Origin of the sequence: Klebsiella sp. V115_8, from assembly GCF_029967715.1 — a bacterium.
Lineage (GTDB): Bacteria > Pseudomonadota > Gammaproteobacteria > Enterobacterales > Enterobacteriaceae > Klebsiella > Klebsiella quasipneumoniae.
Window position 1 is genome coordinate 38,123 of the sequence record NZ_JASCAR010000001.1, and the last position, 14,106, is coordinate 52,228.

12 protein-coding genes and 1 pseudogene are annotated in these 14,106 nt (G+C 65.0%); 2 read left to right on the plus strand and 11 right to left on the minus strand.

Translation table 11 applies throughout. The features are described 5' to 3' along the window. Nucleotides 1–5: 5 nt before the first annotated feature. The 3 genes and pseudogenes from QLG03_RS00185 to QLG03_RS00195 form a co-directional block, all read right to left on the minus strand. A complete protein-coding gene (locus tag QLG03_RS00185; protein WP_050533324.1) occupies nucleotides 6–1,157 on the minus strand; it encodes an acyl-CoA dehydrogenase family protein in 1,152 nt (383 codons plus the stop codon). Then, nucleotides 1,144–2,239: pseudogene (locus QLG03_RS00190) on the minus strand (LLM class flavin-dependent oxidoreductase). Before QLG03_RS00190 ends, QLG03_RS00185 begins: the two are co-directional and overlap by 14 nt. 143 nt (nucleotides 2,240–2,382) lie before the next feature. Further along, nucleotides 2,383–3,276 (minus strand): LysR family transcriptional regulator, encoded by an 894-nt coding sequence (locus QLG03_RS00195; RefSeq protein WP_255987825.1) that lies wholly within the window; start codon nucleotides 3,274–3,276, stop codon nucleotides 2,383–2,385. 106 nt (nucleotides 3,277–3,382) lie between these two features. Here QLG03_RS00195 and QLG03_RS00200 point away from each other — a divergent pair, with 106 nt between their 5' ends. Beyond that, nucleotides 3,383–3,985, plus strand: a complete 603-nt coding sequence (locus tag QLG03_RS00200; RefSeq protein WP_255987826.1) for a cysteine dioxygenase — start codon at nucleotides 3,383–3,385, stop codon at nucleotides 3,983–3,985. Nucleotides 3,986–3,990: 5 nt separating this feature from the next. Next, nucleotides 3,991–5,571, plus strand: a complete 1,581-nt coding sequence (locus QLG03_RS00205) for a rhodanese homology domain-containing protein (protein WP_255987828.1) — start codon at nucleotides 3,991–3,993, stop codon at nucleotides 5,569–5,571. A 12-nt stretch (nucleotides 5,572–5,583) separates the two neighbouring features. Here QLG03_RS00205 and QLG03_RS00210 read toward each other — a convergent pair whose 3' ends face one another. The 8 genes from QLG03_RS00210 to QLG03_RS00245 form a co-directional block, all read right to left on the minus strand. Then, entirely contained in the window at nucleotides 5,584–6,309 is a 726-nt protein-coding gene (locus QLG03_RS00210; protein ID WP_032453224.1) for a polyphenol oxidase family protein, read from the minus strand. Between the two features lie 102 nt (nucleotides 6,310–6,411). After that, nucleotides 6,412–7,608 (minus strand): 3-(3-hydroxy-phenyl)propionate transporter MhpT, encoded by a 1,197-nt coding sequence (gene mhpT, locus QLG03_RS00215; protein ID WP_048297717.1) that lies wholly within the window; start codon nucleotides 7,606–7,608, stop codon nucleotides 6,412–6,414. Between the two features lie 71 nt (nucleotides 7,609–7,679). Then, entirely contained in the window at nucleotides 7,680–8,696 is a 1,017-nt protein-coding gene (gene mhpE, locus QLG03_RS00220; RefSeq protein WP_032453226.1) for a 4-hydroxy-2-oxovalerate aldolase, read from the minus strand. Beyond that, the gene (gene mhpF / locus QLG03_RS00225; protein WP_032453227.1) at nucleotides 8,693–9,643 is read right to left on the minus strand and encodes an acetaldehyde dehydrogenase; all 951 of its coding nucleotides are present in this window, start codon (nucleotides 9,641–9,643) and stop codon (nucleotides 8,693–8,695) included. The genes mhpE and mhpF overlap by 4 nt, the downstream gene beginning before the upstream one ends. Continuing rightward, nucleotides 9,636–10,442, minus strand: coding sequence for a 2-keto-4-pentenoate hydratase (gene mhpD / locus QLG03_RS00230; RefSeq protein WP_023290062.1), 807 nt, complete (start codon nucleotides 10,440–10,442; stop codon nucleotides 9,636–9,638). The genes mhpF and mhpD overlap by 8 nt, the downstream gene beginning before the upstream one ends. A gap of 9 nt (nucleotides 10,443–10,451) precedes the next feature. After that, entirely contained in the window at nucleotides 10,452–11,318 is an 867-nt protein-coding gene (gene mhpC / locus QLG03_RS00235) for a 2-hydroxy-6-oxonona-2,4-dienedioate hydrolase (RefSeq protein ID WP_048297720.1), read from the minus strand. Nucleotides 11,319–11,335: 17 nt separating this feature from the next. Continuing rightward, nucleotides 11,336–12,280: a 2,3-dihydroxyphenylpropionate/2,3-dihydroxicinnamic acid 1,2-dioxygenase gene (gene mhpB / locus QLG03_RS00240; protein ID WP_282473552.1), complete on the minus strand. Its 945-nt coding sequence runs from the start codon at nucleotides 12,278–12,280 to the stop codon at nucleotides 11,336–11,338. A gap of 1 nt (nucleotide 12,281) precedes the next feature. After that, the gene (locus tag QLG03_RS00245) at nucleotides 12,282–13,946 is read right to left on the minus strand and encodes a bifunctional 3-(3-hydroxy-phenyl)propionate/3-hydroxycinnamic acid hydroxylase (protein ID WP_255987830.1); all 1,665 of its coding nucleotides are present in this window, start codon (nucleotides 13,944–13,946) and stop codon (nucleotides 12,282–12,284) included. Between the last annotated feature and the right edge of the window lie 160 nt (nucleotides 13,947–14,106).

Sequence of the window (14,106 nt, forward strand, 5' to 3'; positions counted from 1 at the left end):
CGTGATTATCCTTGTGATTGAAAGACGAAGAGGCCGGCTGCCAGCCAGGCGCTGTCGCTCTGCGGGGTATGCACCCGGCCGCAGAGCACATTGCGGTAGTGGCGTTCCAGCGGGTTTTGTCGGCTGAGGCCATGATTGCCGGTCAGCTCGAGCGCGATATTCACCGCCTGAATGGCGTTGTCGGTGATGGTGACTTTTGCCAGGTTGGCCTCGATGGCGGAAAAGCGCAGCGCGGCGGCCTGCTCCAGCAGGCTGCGGTTAACCAACAGCAGTTCGGCGATCTGCCCGACCTTCTCCTGCACCCGCGGCAGGCGGGAAAGCGGATGGCCGAGACCCGCGGGCACCCGCCCCGCCAGCCACCCCACCAGCCAGTCGTGAGCGGCGCGGGCGATGCTGTCATAGATCGCCGCCAGCAATGCCGTCTGTCGGTTGGCGAACAGGCGCAACGGTTCCGCCTGGGCGGCGGGTGGCGCATCGACCGGCCAGACATCCACCGCATGCTCTGCCGCCACCCGCACGTGGCGAAAAATCACCTCATGGCTGCCGGTAGCCCGCATCCCGGCGTGATCCCAGCTTTTCACCACGCTAATCCCCGGGCTGTCGCCAGGCACCAGCCAGGTGCCCACCCGCGGCGGGTTCTCATCGCTTCTCGCCCAAACCGCCAGCCAGCGCAGCCCTTCAATGCCGGTGGTATAGATTTTATGGCCGTTGATGTCCCAGCCGTCCGCGCGGCGGCTCGCCACGGTGTCCGGCAGGCCGCCGCGCGCCGGGGAGCCCAGATCCGGCTCAACGCGCAGACTGTTGATCAGGCCGCCGTGTTCGACGGCATCATGAAAAACCTGCTGGCGCAGCGGCGCGTGCCAGGCGTCGTTTTCCGCCAGCCGCAAATGGTGCAGATACTGCATGCAGACGATCAGCGCCGTCGCCGGCTCACCCCAGGCGATGGCGGCGATGGCCTGCTGCAGCTGGGCCAGTCTGGCGCCCGCGCCGCCGTATGCACGCGGCACGGCGAGGCTTAACCAGCCCCCCGCGCGCAGCGGGTCGATATTGCGCCAGGGAAAGTCGCCGCTGGCGTCAAGACTGGCCGCCTGCTCCGCCATCTGTTGGCGTACCGCCGTCAGCTGCTGCGCCCAGTCGTCGCGCTCAGGATGGATCACGATGCGCGCTCCGCCACCGCACGCCGCGCGGCTTTTTCACGAGCGATCGGCAGCAGCGCCCGGCCGTAGTCTGCCGCATCGTTCAGCGGGTCGAATCCGCGGATCAGGAAGTTGCGCACCCCGAGGTCGTAGTAGTCGAGCAGCGCATCGGCCACCTGCTCCGGGGTGCCTACCAGCGCGGTGGAGTTATGCCCGCCGCCCACCAGCTGGGCGATGCCGGTCCACAGGCGTTTGTCCACCACTCTGCCCTGCGCGGCGGTGGCCCGCAGCCGCTGGGCGCCGATGCTGTCCGGTTTGGCCTTGAACCCGCCCCCGCGCTGCGCCGCCTGCTCGGTGGCGACGTGCAGGATATGCTCGGCTTTCTCCCAGGCCTCGGCTTCGCTGTCGGCGATAATCGGCCGGAACGAGACGCTGAAGCCAATATCACGCTGGTGTTTCGCCGCTTCGGCGCGCACGCGCTGGATGGTCTCCCCGGTTTGCGCCAGCGACTCGCCCCACAGGGCGAAGACGTCAGCGTGTTTGCCGGCGACAGCGATGGCCGCTTCCGACGAACCGCCGAAGTAGATGGGAAGGTGCGGCTTTTGCAGCGGACGAATGGCTGACCAGGCCTGTTCGGCCTGATAAAAATCGTTGTGAATATCTACCGGCTGCTCACTGGTCCACACCCGGCGTACGACGTCAAGGAAGGCGTCGGTGCGGGCATAGCGCTGGTCGTGATCGAGGTAATCGCCGTCCCGGCGCTGCTCGGCGTCATTGCCGCCGCTGATGATATGCACCGCCAGCCGGCCCCCCAGCAGATGCTCAAGGGTGGCGAATTTGCGCGCGGCAAGGGTCGGCGAGACAAAACCGGGGCGATGGGCCAGCAGGTACTGAATTTTCTGCGTCGACAGTCCGGCCAGGGCGGTCACCAGAAAGCCGTCGGGTTGATCGGACCAGTGACCCACCAGCAGGCGATCGAACCCGGCGGCTTCATGGGTTTGCGCAAAGCGAACGATATAGTCGCGGTCAAAGATCGGCCCCACCGGGGCAATCGTTTCGGAAGAGAGGCGATGGCCAATCATGCCGAGAAACTGAATGCTCATGAACAACTCCTTGCGTCAGGGTAATGGAGTGGCCGCGACGGCGGCGCTGGTCATTACCCTATACAGGGTGTGTTAATGAACAAAATGCATTTTTATCATATCTTAATATGCAAGACTGGCATTAAAAAAAATACATAGTGCTTTCAGTCGGATACTGTCAGCTGCTGCACCACTTTGCTGGCGAAAAAGGTCAGCGGCGACTGCAGGTTTGCCAGATACCGGGCGTGGATCAGCCACAGCGACACCGCAGGCTGAAAGTCGCTGAGGTTGACGACCTCGAGCTCGTCACGCCACGGGCTGGCCGCCAGCGCCGCCCGCGGCACCAGACCCAGCCCCAGTCCCTGCGCCACCAGCGCCATCTGCAGCTGGGCGCCCGCGCTCTCAACGTTAAGCTTCAGGCGCAGACCCTGGCTTTGCAGCTCGCGGATGAGCCCGGCGCGTAGTCCACAGCCGTCGGGGTTAAGGATCCAGCCCTGTTCGACGCACTCCCGCAGCGACGACGCCCGCAGATTCAGACGCCGGGCGGCAATCGGCACCACCTCCAGGGGACACAGCAGCCGCCCGCTGTAGCCCTCGGCGAAGGTCTGCTGGGCGGGGCCCATCGCCAGCATGCCGTCCAGTTCGCCGTTTTCCAGCCGGCGCTGCAGCTCTCCGCTCCAGCCGCAGGCGACCTGCGGGGACAGTGCGGGAAACTGCTGGCTCAGCGCCGCCAGCGCCGCCGGCAGCGCGATCTCGCTGATACTCTGCGGTACGCCGAGACGCAGCGCGCCGCGCGGCTCGCCTTGCGGATCCAACAGGCTGTAGAGCTTTTTCGTCTCGCGCTTAATGCTCAGGCACTGCTCGTACACCCGCTGACCGGCGGCGGTCAGGCTCAGCGGGCGGGTCTGACGCGCCAACAGCGTGACGTTCAGCTCCTGCTCCAGACGCTGCAGGCGCCGGGTGATGGCCGACTGGGTGATCCCCAGATAGTCCGCCGCCTGATTGAGGGAAGAAAACTGCACCGTGGCCAGCAGAGCGTCAATATCGTCGATGCGCATAGGATCCTTATGTGTAATTTGCATATTAATATATGCGTAAATTGCATTTAAATAATATTAACGCCTCTGTTAGCGTTTTGACCAGTCCCTCTGACAGGAACCGCACATGACTGGACCACGACTGGAAAAATTACGCCATTTTATTCATGAGGTTGATCGCCTGCACCGTGAACACCACCAGACCGCGCCGCTGCTTGACGCCGTGGTCCAACGGCTGGCGGCGCTGGTACGTCACGACGACTGGCTGCCGGAAGAGTACACCCTGCCGCACCCGCACCATTACCAGCAGTATCTGCTGCATGCCGACTCCGGGGAGCGCTTCTCGATCGTCAGCTTCGTCTGGGGGCCGGGACAGGCGACGCCGATCCATGACCACCGGGTATGGGGGGCCATTGGTATGCTGCGCGGCGCGGAGGAGAATCAACGCTACCAGCTGGATGCAGACGGCATACCGCGGCCGCTGGGCACCGCCACCCTCCTGCAGGCAGGTCAGGTGGAGAAAGTCTCCGTTGACGATGGCGATATTCATCGCGTCAGCAATGCGCTGGCGGATCGCGTCTCCATCAGCATTCATGTTTACGGCGGCAACATCGGCGCGGTGAAGCGCGCGGTGTATACCCCGGAAGGCCAGCAAAAACCGTTTATCTCCGGCTACGCCAACCGCCATGTGCCCAACATCTGGGATCCCTCCCGCGAACACCAAGGATAACCATTATGTCCACTTACGCTTACCGACAGGCCGCCGGGATCCGCCAGGCACTGCTCGACCGTCGTGAACTGGCGCTCATCGACGTCCGTGAAGAGGCCGATTTCGCCACCGCTCATCCGCTGTTTGCCGTCAATCTGCCGCTCAGCAAACTGGAGCTGGAGGTGCGCCGGCGGATACCGCGCTTCACCACCCCGATCACCGTCTACGACAATGGCGAAGGGCTGGCGGAGATCGCCGTCGAACGACTGCGGACCTGGGGCTATCAGGATGTGGCCCTGCTGGCCGAGGGTCTCGCCGGCTGGCGCCGCAGCGGCGGCGAGCTGTTTCAGGACGTCAACTCCGCCAGTAAAGCCTTTGGCGAGCTGGTGGAAAGCGTGCGTCACACGCCGTCGCTCAGCGCCCGGGAGGTTCAGGCGCTCATCGACAGCCGGCAGGAGGTGGTGATCGTCGACGCCCGGCGCTTCGACGAGTACCAGACCATGAGCATCCCCGGCAGCATCAGCGTGCCCGGCGGCGAGCTGGCCCTGCGGGTGGAGAGCCTGACGCCCTCCCCGCAAACGCCGGTGATCGTCAACTGCGCCGGACGCACCCGCAGCATCATCGGCACCCAGTCGCTGATCAACGCCGGCGTGCCGAACCCGGTCCATGCCCTGCGCAATGGCACTATCGGCTGGACGCTGGCCGGCCAGACGCTGGCGCACCAGCAGCAGCGGCAATACGATCCCTCCGCCCGCGCCTCTGGCGCCCGGGCCGCCGAGGTGGCGCATCTCGCCGAACGGGCCGGGGTGGCGGTCATTGATGAGGCGACCCTGCAACGCTGGCTGCAGCAGAGCGACCGCACCACCTTCCTGTTTGATGTGCGCGGCCCAGAGGAGTACGCGGCGGGCCACTATCCTGGCAGCCTGAGCGCGCCAGGCGGCCAGCTGGTGCAGGAGACCGATCACTTCGCCAGCGTACGAGGGGCGCGAATGGTGCTGCTGGATGACGATGGCGTCCGGGCGGCGATAACCGGCTCGTGGCTGGCGCAGATGGGCTGGGAGACGGCGCGGCTGAACGCCCTGTCGGCCAGCCAGCTGAGCGAGCGCGGGGTACCAGCCGCCGAAGTGCCCCCCGCCCCGCAGGCGGAGGAGATAAGCCCGGCGCAGCTGGCGCAACAGCTGGACGCCCCCGGTACGGTGGTGCTCGATTTCACCACCAGCGCCAACTTTGTCGCCCGCCATATCCCCGGCGCGTGGTGGCTGACTCGCTCGCAGCTGCGCCAGGCCCTGGAAGCGATCCCTCCCGCTCAACGTTACGTGGTGACCTGCGGCAGCAGCCTGCTGGCCCGCTACGCGGTGCCCGAGGTGGCGGCCTTAACCGGTAAGCCGGTACAGGTATTGCGCGGCGGGACGCTGGCGTGGATCGCCGCCGGTCTGCCGCTGGCCCATGGCGACGCCGGCCTCGCTGTCGAGCGCCGGGATCGCTATCGCCGACCCTATGAAGGGACCGATAATTCCGCAGAGGCCATGCAGGCCTATCTGGAGTGGGAGTACGGCCTGGTGGATCAGCTGGCCCGCGACGGCACCCACGGTTTTCGGGTGATCTAACGCCAGCGCGACTCAGGCCTCACGCATGATCCACGAGTACTGAAAGCTCTTCGGCGCCGGAAAATGGGTCCGGCGCCGGTAGGAGCCCAGCGACTGCGGCGTGCAATAGGTGCAGCTCCCCAGCCATTCAACGCTCGTTGACGCTACCCCCGCCTCTGCGAAGATCGCCTCAGCGAAAGCGCGCAGATCAAACCACAGATTATCGCTGCCGCGCGCCGCGGCTTTGAGCGGATCGCTGACCGGGCCAGAACGGGAATGGAACAGCCGCTGGCGGTGCCGGGCCACCCGGTCACCGCCGGGCTGGTCCAGCAGTTGCTGATAAAATCCGGCGGAGACTTCGTAACAGCAAGGGTGAATATGCGGCCCCACGGCGATGACCAGATCGGCCAGCGCCGCCCCCTGCTGGCGAAAAGTCGCCAGACTGTTGTCGACAATGCCGCTGGCCAGCCCCTGCCAGCCGGCATGCACGCTGCAGATGAAGCGACCGTCGCGCGAGGCGATCAGTATCGGCAGGCAGTCGGCGGTTACCACCCCCACCTTTTGCCCGGCGACGGCGGTAAACACCGCGTCGGCATGCGGGCGCGTCGGCAGCGGCTGCTGATAATGATGAACCTCATTGCCATGGACCAGCTTCACCGGCGCCATTTCGGCATAGGGAAAGGCGGCGGTTTCGTGGACATCAAGAAACGCGTGGCGGATGCCAGGGATAGCGTCGAGCAAGCGGGAGCGGTAAGCCATAGAGACGATAAGCGACAGAGAATGATGTCTTACCTTAGGCCAGGGCACGCGCAGAGGCAAGGCGGCGGCCCGGCATTTTTTCGCCGAACCGCCGGACAGGCTTCAGACAATGGCCGCGCGCTGCTGGCGATGCATCAGCCAGAATACCGCCACGCCGGCCAGCACAATGCCCGGCGCTGAGGCCGCCATCACCCCGACGGTGCCGGTGCCGAGGGCCAGCATCTTGCCGGCCAGCAGCGGACCGCTCATCGCCCCGAGGCGTCCCACCGCCACGGCGGTGCCGACCCCGGTGGCGCGGATCGCCGCGGGATAGAAGAGCGGCGCCAGCGCGTAGAGCACGCTCTGGCCGCCGGTGGCGAACAGCCCGGCGACAAACCCCGCCAGCAGCATCCCGCTCAGCGACGACGCGCTGCCCAGCGCCAGCAGCGACGCCAGAATGCCGCTGTATATCAGCAGCGACATGCGCAACGGAGTAAGCTTATCCATCAGCGCCCCCAGCAGCAGGGTGCCGCAGGCGGCGCCGATCTGCAGAGAGAACATCACCCCCGCCGCCTGGCTGGCGCTGAATCCCTGGCCTACCAGCAGCATCGGCAGCCAGTTGATCAGCATATAGACCACCAGCAGAGTGAAGAAATAGCCCAGCCACAGCAGCAGGGTGGCGGCGGCATGCCCCGGGGCAAACAGGGTGCGCAGCGGCACGCTGGTCTCCACGCGTTGAAACGCCTGCGATTCCGGCAGCCAGCGCATCAGCAGCGGGATCAGCAGCAGCGGAACCACGCCGCCAATCCAGAAGATGGTCTGCCAGGCCGCGGCAAGGCCAGAGAACCCCAGCGCCGCCGCCAGCGCGGCGCCAATGGGCACCCCGCAGTACATCAGGCTCACCGCCCGGCCGCGAAAACGCGGGCCAGCGGCTTCCGAGGTTAAGGCAATCAGGTTCGGCAATGCCGCCCCCAGCCCGACGCCGGTGAGCAGGCGCGCCAGCAGCAGCGTCGGGAAGCTCCAGGCCACCGCGGTAGCCAGCGAGAACAGGCCAAACAGCAGCACCGAGCCCAGCAGGATGCGTTTGCGCCCGTGGCGGTCCGCCAGCATGCCGCCCACCAGCGCGCCGGGCAGCAGGCCGAGGATCCCGGCGCTGAAGATCCAGCCCATCTGCATTTTATCCAGCGCAAAGGCCTGCGCCATGCCGACGGCGGCGATCCCCGCCGCCTGCAGATCCAGCCCCTCCATCAGGGCCACCATAAAACAGAGCCCGATGGTGACCACCAGGCGCGAGGAGTTTGCGGTCGTTATCTTGGTCATAGGGTACCTTTGCGATAGCCGGACAAGCGGAGCAGGTGATGGGCGGCTGATGCATGGTCAGCCGCCCGTTGTTATTTTTGGCGGTTAAGCAGATCCAGCGCGACGTCGACGATCATATCCTCCTGGCCGCCGACCATCCGCCGTTTGCCCAGCTCGACGAGAATATCCACCGCGCTGAGGCCATAGCGCGCCGCCGCCGCTTCGCTGTGGCGCAGGAAGCTGGAGTAGACCCCGGCGTAGCCCAGCGCCAGCGTTTCGCGGTCGACGCGCACCGGGCGGTCCTGCAGCGGCCGCACCAGCTCGTCGGCGGCATTCATCAGCGCGTAGAGGTCGGTGCCATGCCGCCAGCCGAGCTTGTCGGCGGCGGCAATAAACACCTCCAGCGGCGCATTGCCCGCCCCCGCCCCCATCCCGGCCAGGCTGGCGTCGATCCGGTCGCAGCCCTCTTCCACCGCGGCGATAGAGTTAGCCACCCCGAGGCTCAGGTTATGGTGGGCATGCATCCCGGTGGCGGTCTCCGGCTTCAGCACCGCCTTCAGCGCGCGGAAGCGATCGCGAATGTCGTTCATGTTCATCGCCCCGCCGGAATCCACCACGTAGATGCAGGTCGCCCCATAGGATTCCATCTTCAGCGCCTGCTGCGCCAGCGCCTGCGGGGAGATCATATGGCTCATCATCAGAAAACCGACGGTGTCCATCCCCAGCTCGCGGGCAAAGGCAATATGCTGCGCCGCGACGTCCGCTTCGCTGCAGTGGGTGGCGACCCGCACCACCCGCGCCCCGGCCTGATACGCGGCTTTCAGGTCGTGCAGGGTGCCGATGCCCGGCAGCAGCAAGGTGGCGATTTTCGCCTGGCTGACCGCCTCCGCCGCCGCTTCAATCCAGGCGATATCGCTGTGGGCGCCAAAGCCGTAGTTGAAGCTCGATCCCTGTAGCCCATCGCCGTGGGCGACTTCGATGGAGTCCACCCCCGCCTTATCCAGCGCGCCGGCAATCTGCTGCACCTGCGCCAGGGAATACTGGTGACGAATCGCATGCATACCATCGCGCAGCGTCACATCCGAAATGTAGAGTTTTTTACCGTTCATGCTGTCGCTCCCGCCGCGCTGTTCATTGCCCCGGCCATTTTCTCCGCCGTCGCCAGCGCCGCCGAGGTCATAATATCGAGGTTGCCGGCGTACGCCGGCAGATAGTGCGCCGCCCCTTCCACTTCGAGGTAAACCGCGGTTTTCAGTCCGGAAAAACGGCCCACGCCGGGCAGGTTGACCGGATTATCCTCGGGGATAACCTCAAACTGCACCTGCTGCTTCAGCCGGTAGCCAGGCACGTAAGCCTGCACCGCCGCCGCCATCTCGGCGATCGAGGCGGCAATCGCCTCCTGGGACGCCATCTCGCTCAGCACATACACGGTATCGCGCATCATCAGCGGCGGCTCCGCCGGGTTCAGCACGATAATCGCCTTGCCCTTGCCCGCGCCGCCGACCTTTTCAATCGCCTGCGAGGTGGTTTCAGTGAATTCGTCAATATTCGCTCGCGTCCCCGGCCCGGCGGATTGACTGGCGATGGAGGCCACGATCTCCGCGTAATGCACCTTCGCCACCCGCGAGACCGCGGCGACCATCGGGATGGTGGCCTGACCGCCGCAGGTCACCATATTGACGTTGCCCTGGTGGAGATTGGCCTCAAGGTTGACCACCGGCACGCAGTACGGGCCAATCGCCGCCGGCGTCAGGTCGATGACGCGGATCCCTGGCTTCGCTTCGCGCAGCGCGGCATCGTTTTTGACGTGCGCGCCGGCGCTGGTGGCGTCGAAGACAAAGTCGATATCGGCAAACTCCGCCATCTGCATCAGGCCGCCCACCCCTTCGTGGGTGGTCGCGACGCCCATGCGCCGGGCGCGGGCCAGGCCATCCGACTGCGGATCGATGCCGACCATCACCGCCATCTCCAGTTGCTGGCCGTGGCGCAGAATTTTAATCATTAAATCGGTGCCGATATTCCCGGAGCCGATAATGGCGACTTTACGTTTACGCATCACGATGTCCTTCTCCGGCGGCGACGAAGCGTGCCGCGACTGAGCCAATACCTTCAATATGGGCGACAAAGCTGTCCCCCTCGTTAATCGCCACCATCGGGCCTAACGCCCCGGTCAGCACGATATCCCCCGCCCGCAGCGGTTCGCCGAGGCTGGCCATCTTGCGCGCCAGCCACACCGCGGCGTTCAGCGGATGCCCCAGGCACTCGCTGCCCCGGCCGCTGGAGACCAGCTCCTGGTTGCGGGTCATCTGCATGGCGCACGCTTTCAGATCCAGACCCGCCGGTCGCTGCGCCGGGCCGCCGATGACGTACAGGCCGCAGGAGGCGTTATCGGCGACGGTGTCGACAAAGCCGATTGACCAGTCGCGAATGCGGCTGCCCACCACCTCCAGCGCCGGCAGCACCCATTCGATGGCGTTATACAGCTCATCAAAAGTGGTATCGGCATGGGGCAGATCATGTTTCAGCACCAGGGCGATCTCGGCCTCCACCTTGGGCTGCAGCACGCGGCCAAACGGCACATCGGCGTTGTCGCCGTAGCACATGTCGGCAAACAGGGTGCCGAAATCCGGCTGGTTTACCCCCAGCTGCTGCTGCACTTTGGGATGGGTCAGGCCCACCTTGCGGCCCACCACCCGTCGGCCATGGGCCACGTGGTGCTGCACGTTCAGGCGCTGGATAGCGTAGGCGGCGTCGGCGTTGTCGACGCCGAGGATATCGCGCAGCGGGGCGATCGCCTGGCCGGTTCGTTCGGCGTCGCGCAACTGTTGCGCCAGCGCGTCAAGAGAAATAGTCATCATCACTCCTTAAGCCCGTGCGAGGAAATTGAGCACCAGCTGATTAAAACTGTCGGCATGTTCCCACTGCGCCCAGTGGCCGCAGTCGCGGTAAATGTGCAGCTCAGAGCCGGCGATCCCGGCGAGCAGGCGTAGTCCGGCGTCCATCGGCACGAAGCGGTCATTGCGTCCCCAGACGATGAGAGTTTGCGCAGCGATCTCGCCGAGCCGCGGGCCAAAGTCAGGGAATTGTTTCGGGTTGGCTTCGAGGCTCTTGACGAAGTTGTCCAGATGGTCGCGGCGCGACAGCATATTGTTCAGCCGCGCCTCGAACAGCGCGTCGGTGAGGTCACGGGTGTCGAAGACGAAAATGCTCATCATCTTCTTCAGGTTTTCAATGGTCGGCTCGCGGTACAGGGCGTTCAGCAGTTTGATGCCCTCCGTCGGCATCGGCGTGAACAGGCTCATGCCGCCGGTTCCCCCGCCCATCAGCACCAGCTTCGCCACCCGCTCCGGCCAGCTCAGGGTGAAGGCCACCGCGCTGTGGCCGCCCATCGAGTTGCCCAGCAGATGGACTTTATCGATCCCCAGCTGATCGACCACGCTTTTCAAAATGCGGGCGTTGAGATCCGAACGCGAACCGCTGTTGACGATCGAATCGCTCTTCCCCCACCCCGGACAGTCCAGGAGCAGCACGCGATAGCCCGCCTCGACCAGCGGGTCAATGTTGCGGCTGAAGTTGGCCCAGCCGGTGGCCCCCGGCCCGGAGCCGTGCAGCATCACCACGGTCTCTTCCCCGTCGCCGCAGTCATTGATATGGATGCGCAGCGTGCGGCCTCCCTCGTCGACGTTGAGGAATCGGCTGGTGGCGTCTTCGGTTTGCGGTTGATAGCTCATGTTAGTCTCCCGGTTAATCAAATCTCGGTGGTGGCGCTCAGCGAGCCGAATCCGGCGATCCACTCGGGGATCGGCCGGTAATAGCGGCCTTCGCTGCGCCAGCGGCCAAAAGCGGATAGCGCGGCAAAGGCGGCCACCCAGGTCTTAATTTCGTGCGTCGATTTGCCGGCCATCGCCGACAGCTCGTCGTTGCCGATCGCGTCCAGTTCGCTCAGCCGCCCCTGCTCCAGCAGGCTCATAAAGCGGTTGTCCCAGACCGGGTTGAGGGGATGGAGCGAGCGCTGGTCTTCGGTAAACCGTCGGGCGGCGCTGATCACCCGCTGCTGGCGCAGCTCGCGTTCGTCCGGCGGCAGCTGTTTGCCGCAGCCGAGCAGGCGGTCGCGCAGATGGGCGTCCGCCTTCGCCAGCTCCGGCACCGGCGGCTGGTGCGAAAGCCCGCCAGAGCCGAGGATCAGCACCCGCTTATTGAGGGTGTTGAGGAAGCGGCCCATCGCCTCGCCCAGCAGCCGGGTGCGTTGAAACCCCGGCAGCGGCGCGGCGACGCCGTTAATAAACACCGGCAGCACCGGCAGGCGATCCAGCCCACCCAGCAAAAACTCCAGCGGCTGGGCGAAGCCATGATCCACCTGCATGTTGTACGACACCGCCAGGTCGATACCGCTGTTGATCACGGCGTGGGCGCAGGCTTCCGCCAGCTCGGTGGGCACCGGCAGGTCGCCGGCGGCGCTGGCGAAGTCGCCGATGGCGGTGGCGCCGACGCCCAGGCAGAACGGCGGCATCACGTCATAGAAAAAACCGTTGTAGTGATCGGGGGCGAAGAGCACCACCAGCTCGGGATCGAATTCAGCGATCCGCCGCCGGGCGTCGGCAATCACCCCGTTCACCTCATCGAGGACCGCCTGCTCCGGGTCAACGAATCCCACCAGCGGGGTGTGCGACAGGCAGTGTAAATAGGCATGCATATCAGGCCACCTTCTCTTCAGCGTGGCCGGTATCCCCGGCCGCAAGGGTCATTTTTTCCGCCAGGGCGGTCAGCTGCGCGCCGAGGGTTTGCGGGATAGCGAGGGCGGCGACAAAGCGGTCCGGCCTGACCACGGCGATGGCGGTGTTATGTTGCGCAAACCAGCTCTTCAGACGGTTTTGCTTATCCCCCACCCGCAGCGTGCCCGGGACGTTATCCTGCTCGCGATGGATCTGCACCTCCGGCACGACCTGGATAAAGCGCACCCCTATCGCGCGCCAGCGGGCGATCTGCCCGGCGTCGAGCCCCCACTGCGGGTTGCAGCCCCAGCCGATAATGGCGAAATTCGCCCCGATAACCTCATCGAGCAGGAGACTCTCGCCGTTCTCCAGCGTCACCTGCGGTTGAATAAACATTTTGCCCACCGGCGAGGCTTTGCCTGCGCCGTCGGTCAGCAGCGCCCCTTTGCGATACTGCGGCATCGGCTTAAAGCGCATTTCGAGGAAGTAACGTTTCACCGGCGGCAGGTAGTTCAGCAGCCAGGAGAGGCCATCGCGCGCCGCGCCCTGCCAGCGCTTCGGCGGCGCCAGCACGTGGCCGGCGGTGACCGACAGGTCAATCATCGCCTTCGCGTGGTCGCGACGCTCCTGCTGGTAGCTGTCAAGCAGCGCCTCTCCCGCTTTGCCGTTGACCACCAGCGCCAGCTTCCACGCCAGGTTGAAGGCGTCACGCATGCCGCTGTTGTATCCCTGGCCCTGCCAGACCGGCATGATGTGCGCGGCGTCGCCGGCCAGCAGCACCCGGTCAATGCGAAAGCGCTCGGCAAGGCGCGCGTTATGGGTGTAGACCCGCTGGCGGATCAGCTCGACGCGATCCGGGTCCGGCAGCACTTTGCTCAGCAGACGGCGCATATTGTGCGGCTCGCTGAGCTGGGCTTCGGTTTCCCCGGGCATCACCATAAATTCAAAGCGGCGCACGCCGTGGGGCAGCGCGGCGGAAACATAGGGCCGCACCGGGTCGCAGCACAGGTAGACGTGCGGGGTGGCCAGCGGATCGTTAGCGATATCGATGACGATCCACTGGTTCGGCGCGGTCTTGCCTTCGAAAGGGACGTTCAGCGTGCGGCGAATAAAGCTGGCGCCGCCGTCGCAGGCCACCAGCCAGTCAGCGCGCACTGTCTCCCGCTCGCCGTCCGGTCCTTTAATATTTAACGTGACACCGTCACTGCTCTGGCTAAAGGCTTCCACCTCGCGGGAGAAGAGGCAACGGACCTGCGGGAAACGCTGCAGGCCGTGATACATCACCGCATCCACCTGCGGCTGAATAAAGGCATTGCGCCGCGACCAGCCAAACTCATCGGTCATCGGCTGGATGTCGGCAAAGCAGCGGCCCTTCGGGGTCAGAAAGCGCATGGCGTGCCACGGCGTGGTGTGCGGCAGCACGTCATCCACCAGCCCCACCGCCTGCATCGCCCGCAGCGATTCATCGTCAATACCGATGGCCCGCGGGTAATCGATCAGTTTGTCGAGCTTTTCCACCAGCAGCACGCTGATGCCCATCTGGCCAAGGTAGTTGGCCATCATCAGGCCTACCGGACCGGCGCCGGCGATGGCGACCTGGGCGGTATGCTGCACGGCGGGTTGAATATCGGGTGTAGATGTTGTCATTCTTAGCGACCTCACGACTCGGAAACTGCCCGGCTGACAGGCAATTTGTTAATCATGTGTAAACGTATTTTTATAATGGGCTGAGTATAGGGCGGGTGTTTTCGGCTACAATCAAAACATCGCTGAATGTGCACCAGGTGCACATCGCTGTTTATAAAGC

Excerpts from the sequence above, each read along its gene's own strand:
- mhpE (WP_032453226.1), bottom strand. The coding sequence starts at position 8,696 with ATGAACGGTAAAAAACTCTACATTTCGGATGTGACGCTGCGCGATGGT.
- mhpB (WP_282473552.1), bottom strand. The coding sequence starts at position 12,280 with ATGCATGCCTATTTACACTGCCTGTCGCACACCCCGCTGGTGGGATTC.
- mhpC (WP_048297720.1), bottom strand. The coding sequence starts at position 11,318 with ATGAGCTATCAACCGCAAACCGAAGACGCCACCAGCCGATTCCTCAAC.
- mhpD (WP_023290062.1), bottom strand. The coding sequence starts at position 10,442 with ATGACTATTTCTCTTGACGCGCTGGCGCAACAGTTGCGCGACGCCGAA.
- QLG03_RS00205 (WP_255987828.1), top strand. The coding sequence starts at position 3,991 with ATGTCCACTTACGCTTACCGACAGGCCGCCGGGATCCGCCAGGCACTG.
- QLG03_RS00210 (WP_032453224.1), bottom strand. The coding sequence starts at position 6,309 with ATGGCTTACCGCTCCCGCTTGCTCGACGCTATCCCTGGCATCCGCCAC.
- mhpF (WP_032453227.1), bottom strand. The coding sequence starts at position 9,643 with ATGCGTAAACGTAAAGTCGCCATTATCGGCTCCGGGAATATCGGCACC.
- QLG03_RS00200 (WP_255987826.1), top strand. The coding sequence starts at position 3,383 with ATGACTGGACCACGACTGGAAAAATTACGCCATTTTATTCATGAGGTT.
- QLG03_RS00245 (WP_255987830.1), bottom strand. The coding sequence starts at position 13,946 with ATGACAACATCTACACCCGATATTCAACCCGCCGTGCAGCATACCGCC.
- mhpT (WP_048297717.1), bottom strand. The coding sequence starts at position 7,608 with ATGACCAAGATAACGACCGCAAACTCCTCGCGCCTGGTGGTCACCATC.
- QLG03_RS00195 (WP_255987825.1), bottom strand. The coding sequence starts at position 3,276 with ATGCGCATCGACGATATTGACGCTCTGCTGGCCACGGTGCAGTTTTCT.